This window comes from Lentzea fradiae, assembly GCF_900100955.1.
In the GTDB taxonomy this organism is placed as follows: domain Bacteria; phylum Actinomycetota; class Actinomycetes; order Mycobacteriales; family Pseudonocardiaceae; genus Lentzea; species Lentzea fradiae.
This window is the reverse complement of the sequence record NZ_FNCC01000004.1, coordinates 467,869-480,076: the sequence shown is the minus strand read 5'-3', so window position 1 is coordinate 480,076 and position 12,208 is coordinate 467,869. Positions and strand designations below refer to the sequence as shown.

Genomic DNA, 12,208 nt, shown 5'->3' with positions numbered 1-12,208 from the left:
GCTCGGGGGCTAGCTGGCGAGATTGCGGCGCAGTGCCGCCAACCGGCCGGCGATGCTTCCGTCGATGATCTCGTCGCCGATCTTGATCGAGAGGCCGCCACCCAGCGAGGGGTCGACCTCCACGTGCAGCGCGATCGGGCGCGAGTAGATCGTGGTCAGCGTCGCGGTCAAGCGGTCGATCTGCTCGGCGGTCAGCTCCACCGCGGACTTCACGTGCGCGACGGACCGCTGACGGCGCTTGGCCGCCAGGTCGGCGAGCTCGGAGAGCCCGTCCGCCACGCGCATCCCGCGGGGGTTGCGGACCAGCTGGTCGACGAGCGTCTTGGTGACCGGGCTGACCTTCCCCTGGATGAGGGAGTCGACCAGTGCGACCTTGCCCGCGGTGTCGCCGGCGGGGTCCGCCAGCAACAGCTCGAGCTCGTTCGACCCGGCGACGATGCGGCCGAGCCGGAACAGCTCGTCCTCGGTCGAGTCGAGCTGACCGGCGCGCTCGGCGCGCACCAGCAGAGCGGTGCGGGCGAGCGACTCGACACCGTCGACGAGCTCGCGCGGGCTGGACCAGCGCGCGGTCACGACGGCGACGAGGACCTGCAGGGTCGCGTCGCCCACCTTGCCCGCGAACAGGCCGCGGACCAGCTGCTCACGACCGCCCGCCTCGGAGGAGGCGTCGGCGAGCGCGCCGCGCAGCGAGCGCTGCGCGACCAGCAGGTCGAGCACGGAGAAGAGCTCCTCGCCGAGCTTGGCGAGGTCGTCCGTCGACGTGGTGGCGTCGGCCAGCTCCAGCAGCCGCAGTTCCGCGGCTGCCAGAGCTTCACGACTTGCGGCATGCAACGTCATCGGCTGCCTCTACTTGCCCGCGGGCGCCGCGACGGCGTCCAGCTCGTTGAGGAAGCGGTCGACGGTGCCGCGGCGGCGGGACTCGTCCTCCAGGGACTCGCCCACGACCTTGCTCGCCAGCTCGACGGCGGTGCGGCCGAGGTCGGCGCGCAGCTCGGCGACGATCTGGGCGCGCTGAGCGTCGAGCTGGTGCTGGCCCTGCGCGATGATGCGCGCGGACTCGGCCTGCGCCTGCTCGCGCATCTCCTCGACGATCTGCAGGCCCTCGGCCCGCGCGTCGTCGCGGATGCGGGCGGCCTCGGCGCGAGCCTCGGCCAGCTGCTCCTTGTACTGCTCGAGAGTGCGCTGAGCATCGGCCTGAGCCTGCTCCGCCTTCTCGATGCCACCCTCGATCTTGGCCGTCCGCTCCGCGTACAGCGCCTCGAAGCGCGGTGACACGAACTTCTTGATGACGAAGAAGAGGAGCAGGAACGCGACGAGACCGAGGATGATCTCCGAGGTGTGCGGAATGACAGGGTTGACCTCGTCCCCCGCAGCCAGGATCAGGGTGTCGTACACGACGTCTCCTAACGCGTTGAAGGGTTAGGTCAGGCCGCGGTCGCGATGAAGTACACGACGAAGCCGATCAGCGCGAGGACCTCGACGATGGCGAAGGTGGTCCAGGCGAGGCCGAGCAGCACGCCGCGGGCCTCGGGCTGGCGGGCGGTGCCGCTGATGACCGAGGAGAAGATCAGACCCACGCCGATGCCGGGGCCGATGGCGGCGAGGCCGTAGCCGATGGCCGCGAGGCCCGGGTTGATGTTGGCGGCGTCCTGGGCGATCTGGAGAGCGCTCACTGTTGCTGTTCCCTTTCCAACTCGGTCCGCGAGTCTTCGCGGATCGGAGGCTTTGTGCTGTTACTCAGTGCTCTTCTGCCAGCGCCATGCCGATGTAGCTGGCAGACAGCAGCGCGAAGATGTACGCCTGCAGGCACATGATCAGTGCCTCCAGGAAGGTCAGCGCGATGGCGAAGGCGAAGGACACCGGCGCCACGATGACGGTCAGCCCGCCGTTGAGCAGCAGGAACTCACCGGCCAGGGTGAACACCAGCAGCAGGAGGTGACCCGCGAACATGGCCGCGAAGACTCGGATCGCCAGCGTGAGCGGGTTCAGGATGAACTTCTGGAAGAACTCGATCGGGATCAGCAGCGGGAGCACGAACCAGGGCGCGCCCGGCGGAACCGTCTGGTGCTTCAGGTAGCCCACGAAGCCGTGCCGCTTGAACCCGACGAAGTGGTAGACCGGGTAAACGACGAGCAACGAGACGGCGAGCGGGAAGCCGATGTGCGACATCGTCGGGAACTGGATGATCGGGATGAGCCCGAACAGGTTGTTCACGAGGATGAAGGTGAAGATGGTGAGGATCAGCGGGATGAAGGGCTTGAAGTCCTTCGCGCCGATCTGCTCACGCGCGATGTTGTTGCGCCCGAAGTCGTAAAGCGACTCGGCGGCGAACTGGAACTTCCCGGGAACGACCTTGAGGTTGCGGGTCGCCGCGATGAAGAAGGCGCCGATGATCAAGATCGACAGCACCAGGAGAACCATCGGCTTCGTGACCGAGCCGAAGATCGGCGGGAGGAAGAAGTCCTTCACACCCGGAGCTACGAACTCACTCCCCGAAGCCAGCAACTTGGTCACTGTGTTCCTTCCGGTTCTCCCGGCCGGCGTTCACTCCGCCGGGGGAATCGTCACGATCTGGACTTAACGTACCTTACGGTCCGCAAGCGACTGCCAGAGGCACCCCTGCCTTCGGGTGTCCCTGGCCTGCGCGGACCATATCAGCAGGTCTAGGCGCCTTCTGAGGCGGGGACGACCATCTGGCTGCGACTGCGCTTCGAGGCCCTGGCCTCCAGGAACGACGTGACGAGAACAGTCGCCACCAGCGTGATTCCGAGCGCCTTGGGTTCGAGCCAGTCCTGGTTGCGCAGCAGGATCACCGCTGCCAGCAGGACGATCAGCTTGCCCATGAATCCGCCGAGTGCGGCGACCATCACGAACATCGGGTCGAGCGCCGCCGTCTTGCGCATCAACAACAGCGTGGCGAGGCTCGAGCCGATGGCGATCGCACCACCGATCAACGACCCGGCGAGACCCTCGGTCCCCCAGATCACCGTTGACACGACCACGCCGAGGACAAAGGTGCCGAGCGCGGCCCACGCGGCCTCGCGGAACATTTCCCCGGCGAGTCGCTGGACGGTCAGCTCGTGCGTGACGGCCTTGTCCGCGTCGCTCATGACTCGGAGTTTAGGGGCCGACTTCGGGGTTCTCGCAGGCAGCCCCGGTTAACGGCGGTTAAAGCGACCTGGAACACACCGCGCCGGTCATTCCGGTGTCACCGGGTCACGGCTTGCGCGCTTCGCGCAACCGCGGGATGACCGAGACCACGAACGTCACGACCAGACCGATGACGAAACAGGTCGCCACGATGACCGGGTCGAACAACGTCAGCGCCACCGCGCCGAACGCCAGCACGCCCGCCCACAGGTAGATGAGCAGCACGGCGCGGCGCTGCGAGTGGCCGATCTCCAGCAGCCGGTGGTGCAGGTGCATCTTGTCCGGCGAGAACGGGCTCTCGCCGCGCCGGGTGCGCCGGATGATGGCCATCAGCAGGTCGAGCAGCGGCACGAACAGCACGGCGGCGACGACGATCAGCGGCGAGAGCAGACCGAGCAGGTCCGCGGCGCTGCCGGTGGCCTGGTTGATCTTGCCGGAGGCGCTGGTCGTGGCGGCGGCGAGCATGAGGCCGATGAGCATGGACCCCGAGTCGCCCATGAAGATGCGCGCGGGGTTGAAGTTGTGCGGCAGGAACCCCAGGCAGGCGCCCGCGAGCGCGGCGGCGATCAGCGCGGGCGGGTACGCCTCGACCGCGCCCTGCCGCTCGACCAGCAGCCCGATCGAGAACGCGCAGGTGGCGGCGGCGGCGATGAGCCCGATGCCGGCGGCCAGGCCGTCGAGGCCGTCGACGAAGTTCATCGCGTTGATCATGGTGACCGCGAGCAGCACGGTCAGCAGCGCGCCCTGGTTCTGGTCGAGCGAGATGGTCGCGCCGCCGTCCCACGGCACCCACGCGATCATCCACTGGAGGCCGAACAGCACGAGGATGCCCGCCGCGGTGACCTGTCCCGCGAGCTTGGTGAGCGAGTCGAGCTCGAACCTGTCGTCGATCGCGCCCACGAGCACGATGACACCGCCGGCGACGATCACGCCGTACGGGTCGTTGGAGAAGTCGAACGCCGCCCGCAGCACCGGCAGCTGGTGCGCCACGAACATGCCGCACAGCACGCCGCCGTAGATGGCGACGCCGCCCATGCGGGGCATGGGCTGCACGTGCACGTCGCGCTGCCGCGGGTAGGCCACCGCACCGAGCCGGAACGCCATCGCGCGCACCAGCCCGACGAGCAGGAACGTGACGACGGCGGCGATCAGCGCGACGAGCAGGTACTCGCGCACGGGAAGGACGAACGAGGATGCGGGCCCCACGGGCCTACCAATCATTCGGGGGTTGGATCATTTCGGGGTCGGTCGGGGTGCTCGCCACGGTACTCGCGGCGTCATGATCAATTCTGGCAGCCGCGCCTCAGCGCGCGACGTCCACCTCGACACCGAGCACCTCGTTGACCTCGGCTCCGCTGACCGCGCCCTCGCGCAGGATCACCGCGTCGGGGCCGGTGAGGTCGACGATGGTCGAGGGGATGTTCTCCCCGCTGAGCCCTCCGTCGAGGTACACCGGCACGGCGTCGCCGAGCTGGTCGAGCGCCTCCCGCGCGCTGGCGGCGGGCGGGTGCCCCGTCTTGTTCGCGCTGGACACGGCCATCGGGCCGACGTCGCGCAGCAGCTCGAGCGCGACCGGGTGCAGCGGCATGCGCAGCATGACCGTGCCGCGGGTCTGCCCGAGGTCCCACGCGAGGCTGGGCGCGTGCGGCAGCACGATGCTCAGCCCGCCGGGCCAGAACGCCTCGATGAGCGCCCGCGCCTGGCGGGGGACGCTCAGGACCAGCCCGTCGATGGTGGTCCAGGAGCCGACCAGCACCGGCACCGGCATGTCGGGCCCGCGGCCCTTGGCGGCGAGAAGACTCCGGACGGCTTCGGCGTCGAACGCGTCGCAGCCGAGCCCGTAGACGGTGTCGGTCGGCAGGACGACGAGGCGCCCGCTGCGCACCGCGCCGGCTGCCGCGGCGAGTCCCGCCGCGCGGTTGTCCGGTTCGCTGCAGTCGTAGACCGTGCTCACCTCGCTGAGCCTAGCCAGCCGTCCCCGGCGGGTGGCGCAAGGCCCGCGATGTGCCCTCCGAACGGGTCCGCTCCCCGGACCGGCCGCACACGCGGTCACGCGCGAGGCGACGGTTCCTCCGGGCGCGTGACCGCGTGCCCTCCCCGCAGCAGAACTTACGTCCGTTCGGCCCTGAAAACCTTCTGACGTCGCGTTATTGACCAGGTTTTGGCAACTCCGGCCACGTCTGGACGACCCGCGTGCCGCTGCGCAGCGCGACGAGCCCTTCCCGGAACACCGCCATCGTGCGGCGGGCGGGCACGTCGGAGACCTCCAGGCGGTGGGTGCTCGCCAGCAACGCCTCCACTCCGGGGAGCACGTCGTCGAGCTCCGGCGGGAACGCCCACGACGCACCGGTCACGCGCAGGACCCGGTCCACCTCGAAGGCGCGGCGTTCGAACGCGCGACCGGCGTCCCGCAGCCGGGTGGCCGCCGCGAGCAGACCGGACCAGTCGCCGAGCCGGGTCCGGAACTCCGCGACGACGGCGCCCGCGACCTCGGCCATGCGGGAGACGTCCGCCGAGAACCGGTCCAGCTCACCGGCGGCGTCGGCGGGGGCGGCGGGGGTGCCGGCCGCCAGCGCCTGCTCGGCCGCCTCGACGGCGTCGACCACCTCGGACGCCAGCGCCACCATCGTGCGTCGCCACGCCGGTGAGCCCGGACCCTCCAGCCACGCTTCGCGGACGCTGCGGTGCTGGCGTTCGCGCACGATCCGGACGGCCAGGTCCTCGTTGTCCTCGGTGAGGAAGTCCTCGCCCAGCAGCACGACCGGCAGGAGCAGGCCGCGCACGCCGTCGACGACGGCCTGGTTGTGGAACAGGAACAGCTCTTCGCGGCAGTACGGGCGGTCGAAGTAGCGGCGGGTCAGCACGGGGACGAACGCGGTGGCGCCGCGCACCGCCGCGCGCAGGACCGGCTGCACGAGGTCGCCCCAGCCGATCTGGTCGCGGTCGAGGAACACCTCCAGCGCCCGGCCGCGGTCGGCGTGGGCGTAGTGCCGCAGCGACTCGGCGAACGGGCCGACGAAGTCCATCACCACGTCGTCCTGCCGCGCGTAGCTGAGGAAGAGGCGGATCGGCGGAGCGTCCGGGAAGGGCGTCATCTGCCCTCGTTCGGCGCATTGACAATTCGCTGTTCCGGCATTCGCACCCCATTCCGAGCTGGCACCGTTATTGTGCCACCGATAGGGTGAAATATGCGTTGTCCGCTGTCTCAGCACGTCCGTGACCAGCACAGACACCCGTCGCTTAATTCAATGACAGAAAGTGGACAGGACAATGTCAACTCCGCCGGAAGCGACAGGAAAGGCAGTTCCGAAGTTACGCGACGACACAACGCGCTTCCTCTGCGGAGCCGCTCACCGCGACGAGGAGTTCGCGGACTCGGCCATTCGCGAGTACCTCGTGGAGGCGACCCGGTCGATTCCCCGCTCGCCGGGCGTCAACGCCGGCGCGGTGCTGCGGGAGGCGGTGGCGGCGCGCACGCGGCGCAAGGTGCGCGACTCGCTGGCGCTGGTGCTGGCGGTGGTGGCGCTCTTCGCCGGAAGCGGAACGTTCCTCGGGGCGTGGTTCCTGGTCGCGGTGGGCGCGGCGCTCGCCACCTCGGCGCGGCCGGCGTTCGAGCGCAAGCCGCGGCAGGCCCTGCCGCCGCACATGCGCGGACCGCTCGCGCTCGGCACGATCGCCAGCGTCATCGCGCTGTTCTTCGTGCTCTACAAGTTCACGGAAGATCTCGCCGCCGCCGACAGGTACAGCAGCTACTACTGGGAGGAGTACGAGCCGGAGAGCTACGACGCCGGGCTCGCGATCACGATCGTCGCGGTGATCCTGCTCTTCGCGGTGCTGCTGGCCGACCGGGTCGTCGTCTGGCTGCTGGTCACGAAGAGCTTCCGCCGCACGCACTTCCGCACGAGCGCGGGCGAGGAGGGGCTCTGGCGCAACGAGTGGAAACTGCGGCGGCTCGGGCACTCGAGCTACGTCGAAGCGCTCGCGCTGTACCCGGTCGACGAGGACGAGGAACCTGACGACCCGGACGCGGCCCAGGTGGTCGTCTACCACGGCTACCGGCCGTTCGTCGGGTCCGGGACGATGTTCGAGCCGTGGTCGATGGCGCTGCCGCTGAAGCCCGCCCGAGGCGCGAAGACCGACGTGCCGCTGCCCGGGTTCACCCTGGTCGAGCTGTACGAGCACCTCACCGCGGAGCTGCTGAAGACGGGCAGGTCGCCCTCGCTCTCGCCCGGCCACCGGCTGCGGGAGCTCAGGACGAGCGACAAGGTCGTCGTCTCCTCGGTCGAGCTGGTCGACCACATCGACGACGAGGCGGCGCGGATCGTCCTGCCGGACAGGGACCACTCGCCGCGCACGACCGTCGACAGGTCCGTCGTGGACGGTCTGGTGTCCCGGCCGATGGAGTGGATGCGCCACTATCGCGCGTTCCAGGTCGAGACGTGGGACCGCGACGTCGTCGTGTCGGCCTACCTGACGTTCGGGCTCGACGACGAGATGCTCTACGCCGAGTGGACTCCGTGCATCCTGCACCCGATCGTGGAACGCCACCGCGAGATCGACGTGCTGCCGGAGCAGTCGGGCCGACCACTGCTGGAGGCCGCCGCCGACCTGGTGAGGTTCCCGGCGACGCTCGCGAAGCGGTTCGCGACGGCGGTCAGCTGGATGACGCCCATCCACCAGGCGGAGGGCACGTTCGTCGCCGAGCGCTACGGCGCCAAGACCAGCCTGCGCGAGCTCGCCAGCAGGAAGGAGGTCGACAACTACTTCCAGCTCACCGACGTCGAGCGCTACATCAAGGTGCTGGAGTCGCGGCTGCTGCGGACGCTGGGCGAGTTCCTGGAGAGCAGGGGCATCTCGGTCACCGAGTTCATGGAACAGGCCATGCAGGTGACGAACAACAACGTGCACATCACCGGCCCGGTGATCTCCAGCAACATCGCCACGGCCGGCAAGGCGCGCACCGGTGACACGTCCATCCGCAAGGCCAAGGAACGCTCATGAACGAACGGAACTTCGAGATCCGCGGACCGGTGATCGGCAGCAACGTGGGCACCAGCGGCTCCGCCAGGACCGGCAACGTCCACATCGGACGCATCCAGGACGTCAGCGCCGTCCTGCGGCTGCTCGACGAGCTGCGCGCCGAGCTGCGCGCGACCCTGGCGCCGACGGCGACCATCGAGGCGGTCGACGACCTGCGGGCGGAGGCGCGCAAGCCCAGGCCGAGCAGGGACGTCGCGCACCACCTGATGGAGGAGCTGGCCGACCGCGGCGTCGGCGAGCAGATGAAGGACCTGGCGAGGGCCTTCGACGCGCTCTTCTGAGCGCTGTGCCAGAGGTGCCGTTCCGCCTTTGCCCATCACACCCCCGTGTGTCATCCGCCCAGCGGTCCCCGCCTCCCCCGCGTGACGTGGCTTTAGTACGCGGGGACCCCGCGTACGCCGAGACAGTACGAAAGGGCCCCGCGTGCGGCAAGGGAAACGCGAAAGAGAGTTGCGAGCGGGGCAGAGGGGTTACGGACGGCATTGCCGGAAGGTTACGGACGGCATTGCCGGAGGCAGGCTCAGAGACCGGCTTTGCGGGCGGTCGCGAACCGCGGCCGTCCGGCCAGGTCGGCGTGGTCGGCCACGTCCGTGAGCACCCGGCGTGCCGACAGCAGCGCCGGCACCGACTCGCCGTGCGTGTCGTCGTGCTCGATCGCCACGGCACCGCCGGGACGCAGCCACCGGGCGGCGGCCGACACGACGTGCCGGATCACGTCCAGGCCGTCCGCGCCGGAGAACACCGCGTGGTGCGGGTCGTGCTCGCCCACCTCGGGCTGCACCGGGGTTCCCTCCGGCACGTAGGGCGGGTTGCACACCACCAGGTCGACCTGACCGTCCAGATCGGACAGCAGGGACGGGTCGGTGGCGTCACCGGAGTGCAGGCGGATCGGGGTGTCCCCCGCCGCGATGCGGGCGTCGGCGTTGCGGCGGGTCCACGCCAGCGCCTGCGGGTCGATCTCCACGGCGTGCACGACGGCGTCCGGCCGGGACGCCGCGATGGCCAGCGCCAGGGCGCCCGTGCCCGTGCACAGGTCGACGACCACGGGTGCCGTAACGCCCGCCACCGCCTTCAGGCCCCACTCCAGCAGCAGCTCGGTCTCCGGCCGCGGCACGAAGACCCCCGGCCCGACCTCGACGTCCACGGGCCCCATCGGAGCCCAGCCGAGGATGTGCTGCAACGGGATGCGCGAGGCGCGCACCCGCACGAGCTTGTGCAGCTGGTCGATCACCGGCGGGTCGACCAGCGGAATGAGCGGCAGCCGCCCCCGTTCCACGCCGAGCACGTGGGCGGCCAGGTACTCCGCGTCGACGCGCGGGCTGTCCACCCCCGCGTCCGCGAGGATCCTGGCCGCCTCGGAGACGGCGAGGCGGAGCGGCTGCCGGTTCATCATCGGTCGGGACCTCAGAAGTTGATCATGTGCCCGGCCAGGCCGTGCACCGCTTCCTTGACTGCCTCGCTGAGCGTCGGGTGCGCGTGGACGTTGCGCGCGACCTCGTGGACGGTGAGGTCCCACTGCTGCGCCAGCGTGAGCTCCGGCAGCAGCTCGGTCGCCTCGGGGCCGATGATGTGGCCGCCGAGCAGCTCGCCGTGCTTGCCGTCGCTGATCAGCTTCACGAAGCCGCCCGGCTCGGCGAGACCGTGGGCCTTGCCGTTCGCGGTGAACGGGAACTTCGCGACCTGGACGTCGAAGCCCTTCTCGCGGGCCTGCTCCTCGGTGTAGCCGAACGACGCGATCTGCGGCTGGCAGAACGTGGCGCGCGGGATCATCACGTAGTCGAGCTCCATCGTCTCGGCACCCGCGATGGTCTCGGCGGCGATGACGCCCATCGACTCGGCGGTGTGCGCGAGCATCAGCTTCGCGGTGACGTCGCCGATGGCGAAGATGTGCGGCACCGAGGTGCGACCGCGGCCGTCGATGTCGATCGCGCCGCGCTCGGTCAGCTTCACGCCGGTGTTCTCCAGGCCGTAGCCCTCGACGCGCGGCACGAAACCGATGGCCTGCATGACCTTGTCGGCTTCCAGGACCTCCTCCGCGCCGTTCTTCGACACGGTGACGCGGACCTTCTCGCCCGACTCGTCGATCGACTCGACGCGCGTGCCGACGCGGACGTCCACGCCCATCTTCTTGTAGCGCTTGAGCAGCTCGGCGGAGACCTCGGCGTCCTCGAGCGGCACCATCCGGTCGAGGAACTCGACGATGGTGACCTTCACGCCGTAGTTGTGCATGACGTAGGCGAACTCGACGCCGATGGCGCCCGCGCCGGCGATGATGATCGACCCGGGCAGGTCCTCGGTCATGATCTGCTCTTCGTAGGTCACGACGCGGTCGGACTTCCGCGTGTTCGGCAGCAGCCTGGTCGTGGCGCCCACGGCGATGATGGCGTGGCCGAAGGTGATCGTGTCGTCCCCGACGGTCAGGGTGTGGTCGTCGGTGAAGCTGGCCCACCCGTTGTACTCGGTGATGCCGTTCTTCTTCATCAGGAAGTGCACGCCCTTGACGCGCCCGTCCGCGACCTTGCGGCTGCGCTGCCACGCGGCGCCGTAGTCGAAGCTGACCGTGCCGTCGACCTTGATGCCGAACGTCTTCTGCTCGTGCGTGAAGAGGTGCGCCAGCTCCGCGTTGCGCAGAAGTGCCTTCGACGGGATGCAGCCGACGTTCAGGCAGACGCCGCCCCAGTACTTCTCCTCGACGATGGCGGTCTTCAGCCCGAGCTGAGCCGCACGGATCGCGGCGACGTACCCGCCGGGACCCGCACCCACGACGACGACATCAAAGTGTGCGCTCATGAGCACACCCTAGGTCCCGAGCTGCTCCCGCAAGAACTCAACCGTCCGTTTCCAGGCGTCCACCCTGGCGTGCGCGGTGGCGCGCGGAACACCACCACCCGAGAAGGTGACACCGGGCCCCGGGTAGGTGACGTCGGTGACCGGCCGGTGGGGCGGGCCCGCGATCAGGTGTCCTGCCTCGGGATACACGACGTGCTCGTGCGGGAAGGGGTGGTCGTGGTCCTTCAAGCGCCGCAGCGCGACCTCGCTCAGCTCCACGCAGGGCCACGAGTCGTCGTGCCCGGACGAGATGAGCAACACACCGCCGGAGATCCGTTCGACGGGGATCTCGGCCTCCTCCGGGACGCCGTCCTCCAGGTCGAACGCGAGCCGCAGCGGCACCGGTTCGCCGTCGACCATCTTGGCCCGCAGCTCCTCGCCCACGTAGTACGGCAGGTACGGCAGCGGCTCGCCCTTGCGCGTCCACGAGGCGGCTTCGTACGAGAGCTTCTGCAGCAGGTTCGCGCCGGGCCCGATCGCCTGCGTCACCACGCCACTGCCCACCACGCTGACGACCGCCTTCACCTGCGGGAACGTCGAGCCGACCAGCAGCGCCAGCTCACCGCCGCGCGACCCGCCCACGACACCGATGCCGCTCGCCCGCTCGGACAGGTACTCGATCGCGTCGCCGAAGTACTCCAGCGGGATGTCGACGAGGTGGTCCGGCAGGCCCTCGACGCCGAAGTAGCCCAGCGCCAGCGTGACGAACCCGTGCGCGGCCAGCAACGCCGCGTCCGTCTCCTGGAGACCGCCCTCGGAGCCGCCCAGCACGATCACGCCCGGCAGGTCGCCACCGTCGTCCTCAGGGGCGAAGAGGGTGCCCACGAGACCGTTCTCCCGGACCTCCTGCCGTTCCACGCCCTCGGGAACGGCGAGCCGCTCCAGCACGCGGTCGCCGACGCCCTCGACGGACAGCACGACCGGGCCCGCCTTGCCGCCGGTGCGTTCCAGCGTCCAGAACAGGCCCATCGGGTCCACACCGGAGTAGGCGCCCTCGGCGGGGGCGTGCCGGGTCAGGTCGACCAGACCGCGGTCGTCGGCCTCGAAGACGGCACGGGAGGCGCGGTCACCGGTGGACAGCGCGACGGTGATCGACTGGCCGGGTTTCAGCCCCGCCACCCTGATCTCGACCGGTGCGTCCAGAGGCGCGCTGAGCGGTTCCACCAGGATCTCGGCCACCACGCGCCCC

At 69.8% G+C, this 12,208-nt stretch carries 13 protein-coding genes; 2 read left to right on the top strand and 11 right to left on the bottom strand.

The window, feature by feature from the left end; genetic code table 11:
- Positions 1-9 precede the first annotated feature (9 nt).
- From BLT23_RS11955 to BLT23_RS11920, 8 genes are all read right to left on the bottom strand, one after another.
- On the bottom strand, positions 10-837 hold the full coding sequence (locus BLT23_RS11955) for a F0F1 ATP synthase subunit delta (protein ID WP_090048455.1): 828 nt from the start codon (positions 835-837) through the stop codon (positions 10-12).
- Between the two features lie 9 nt (positions 838-846).
- Positions 847-1,395 carry a F0F1 ATP synthase subunit B gene (locus BLT23_RS11950; RefSeq protein ID WP_425434371.1) on the bottom strand — a complete coding sequence of 183 codons (549 nt, stop codon included), beginning with the start codon at positions 1,393-1,395 and terminating at the stop codon, positions 847-849.
- A gap of 29 nt (positions 1,396-1,424) precedes the next feature.
- A complete protein-coding gene (locus BLT23_RS11945) occupies positions 1,425-1,673 on the bottom strand; it encodes an ATP synthase subunit c family protein (RefSeq protein ID WP_090048453.1) in 249 nt (82 codons plus the stop codon).
- A 64-nt stretch (positions 1,674-1,737) separates the two neighbouring features.
- Positions 1,738-2,514: a F0F1 ATP synthase subunit A gene (atpB, locus tag BLT23_RS11940; RefSeq protein WP_090048452.1), complete on the bottom strand. Its 777-nt coding sequence runs from the start codon at positions 2,512-2,514 to the stop codon at positions 1,738-1,740.
- 149 nt (positions 2,515-2,663) lie between these two features.
- Entirely contained in the window at positions 2,664-3,110 is a 447-nt protein-coding gene (locus BLT23_RS11935; protein WP_090048450.1) for a Cg1360 family ATP-synthase-associated protein, read from the bottom strand.
- 106 nt (positions 3,111-3,216) lie between these two features.
- A complete protein-coding gene (locus BLT23_RS11930) occupies positions 3,217-4,356 on the bottom strand; it encodes a glycosyltransferase family 4 protein (protein ID WP_245743902.1) in 1,140 nt (379 codons plus the stop codon).
- 97 nt (positions 4,357-4,453) lie between these two features.
- The gene (locus tag BLT23_RS11925) at positions 4,454-5,104 is read right to left on the bottom strand and encodes an L-threonylcarbamoyladenylate synthase (RefSeq protein ID WP_090048447.1); all 651 of its coding nucleotides are present in this window, start codon (positions 5,102-5,104) and stop codon (positions 4,454-4,456) included.
- 193 nt (positions 5,105-5,297) lie between these two features.
- Entirely contained in the window at positions 5,298-6,245 is a 948-nt protein-coding gene (locus BLT23_RS11920) for a TIR domain-containing protein (RefSeq protein ID WP_090048445.1), read from the bottom strand.
- A 301-nt stretch (positions 6,246-6,546) separates the two neighbouring features.
- Between BLT23_RS11920 and BLT23_RS11915 the strand changes: the two genes are divergently transcribed.
- Positions 6,547-8,151 (top strand): hypothetical protein, encoded by a 1,605-nt coding sequence (locus tag BLT23_RS11915; RefSeq protein WP_090048444.1) that lies wholly within the window; start codon positions 6,547-6,549, stop codon positions 8,149-8,151.
- The gene (locus tag BLT23_RS11910; RefSeq protein ID WP_090048442.1) at positions 8,148-8,471 is read left to right on the top strand and encodes a hypothetical protein; all 324 of its coding nucleotides are present in this window, start codon (positions 8,148-8,150) and stop codon (positions 8,469-8,471) included. The genes BLT23_RS11915 and BLT23_RS11910 overlap by 4 nt, the downstream gene beginning before the upstream one ends.
- A gap of 239 nt (positions 8,472-8,710) precedes the next feature.
- Here the strand turns inward: BLT23_RS11910 and prmC are convergent, their stop codons facing one another.
- From prmC to BLT23_RS11895, 3 genes are read right to left on the bottom strand one after another with little or no spacing between them, the layout of a single operon-like run.
- Complete coding sequence (gene prmC / locus BLT23_RS11905) at positions 8,711-9,580, bottom strand: peptide chain release factor N(5)-glutamine methyltransferase (RefSeq protein ID WP_090048618.1); 870 nt, start codon at positions 9,578-9,580, stop codon at positions 8,711-8,713.
- Positions 9,581-9,594: 14 nt separating this feature from the next.
- Entirely contained in the window at positions 9,595-10,980 is a 1,386-nt protein-coding gene (lpdA, locus tag BLT23_RS11900) for a dihydrolipoyl dehydrogenase (protein WP_090048617.1), read from the bottom strand.
- A 9-nt stretch (positions 10,981-10,989) separates the two neighbouring features.
- A complete protein-coding gene (locus BLT23_RS11895) occupies positions 10,990-12,198 on the bottom strand; it encodes an acyl-CoA thioester hydrolase/BAAT C-terminal domain-containing protein (protein ID WP_176946700.1) in 1,209 nt (402 codons plus the stop codon).
- Positions 12,199-12,208: the final 10 nt, after the last annotated feature.

Coding starts and splice junctions, on each gene's coding strand:
- BLT23_RS11955 (WP_090048455.1), bottom strand. CDS start 837: ATGACGTTGCATGCCGCAAGTCGTGAAGCTCTGGCAGCCGCGGAACTG.
- BLT23_RS11935 (WP_090048450.1), bottom strand. CDS start 3,110: ATGAGCGACGCGGACAAGGCCGTCACGCACGAGCTGACCGTCCAGCGA.
- BLT23_RS11920 (WP_090048445.1), bottom strand. CDS start 6,245: ATGACGCCCTTCCCGGACGCTCCGCCGATCCGCCTCTTCCTCAGCTAC.
- BLT23_RS11910 (WP_090048442.1), top strand. CDS start 8,148: ATGAACGAACGGAACTTCGAGATCCGCGGACCGGTGATCGGCAGCAAC.
- prmC (WP_090048618.1), bottom strand. CDS start 9,580: ATGAACCGGCAGCCGCTCCGCCTCGCCGTCTCCGAGGCGGCCAGGATC.
- lpdA (WP_090048617.1), bottom strand. CDS start 10,980: ATGAGCGCACACTTTGATGTCGTCGTCGTGGGTGCGGGTCCCGGCGGG.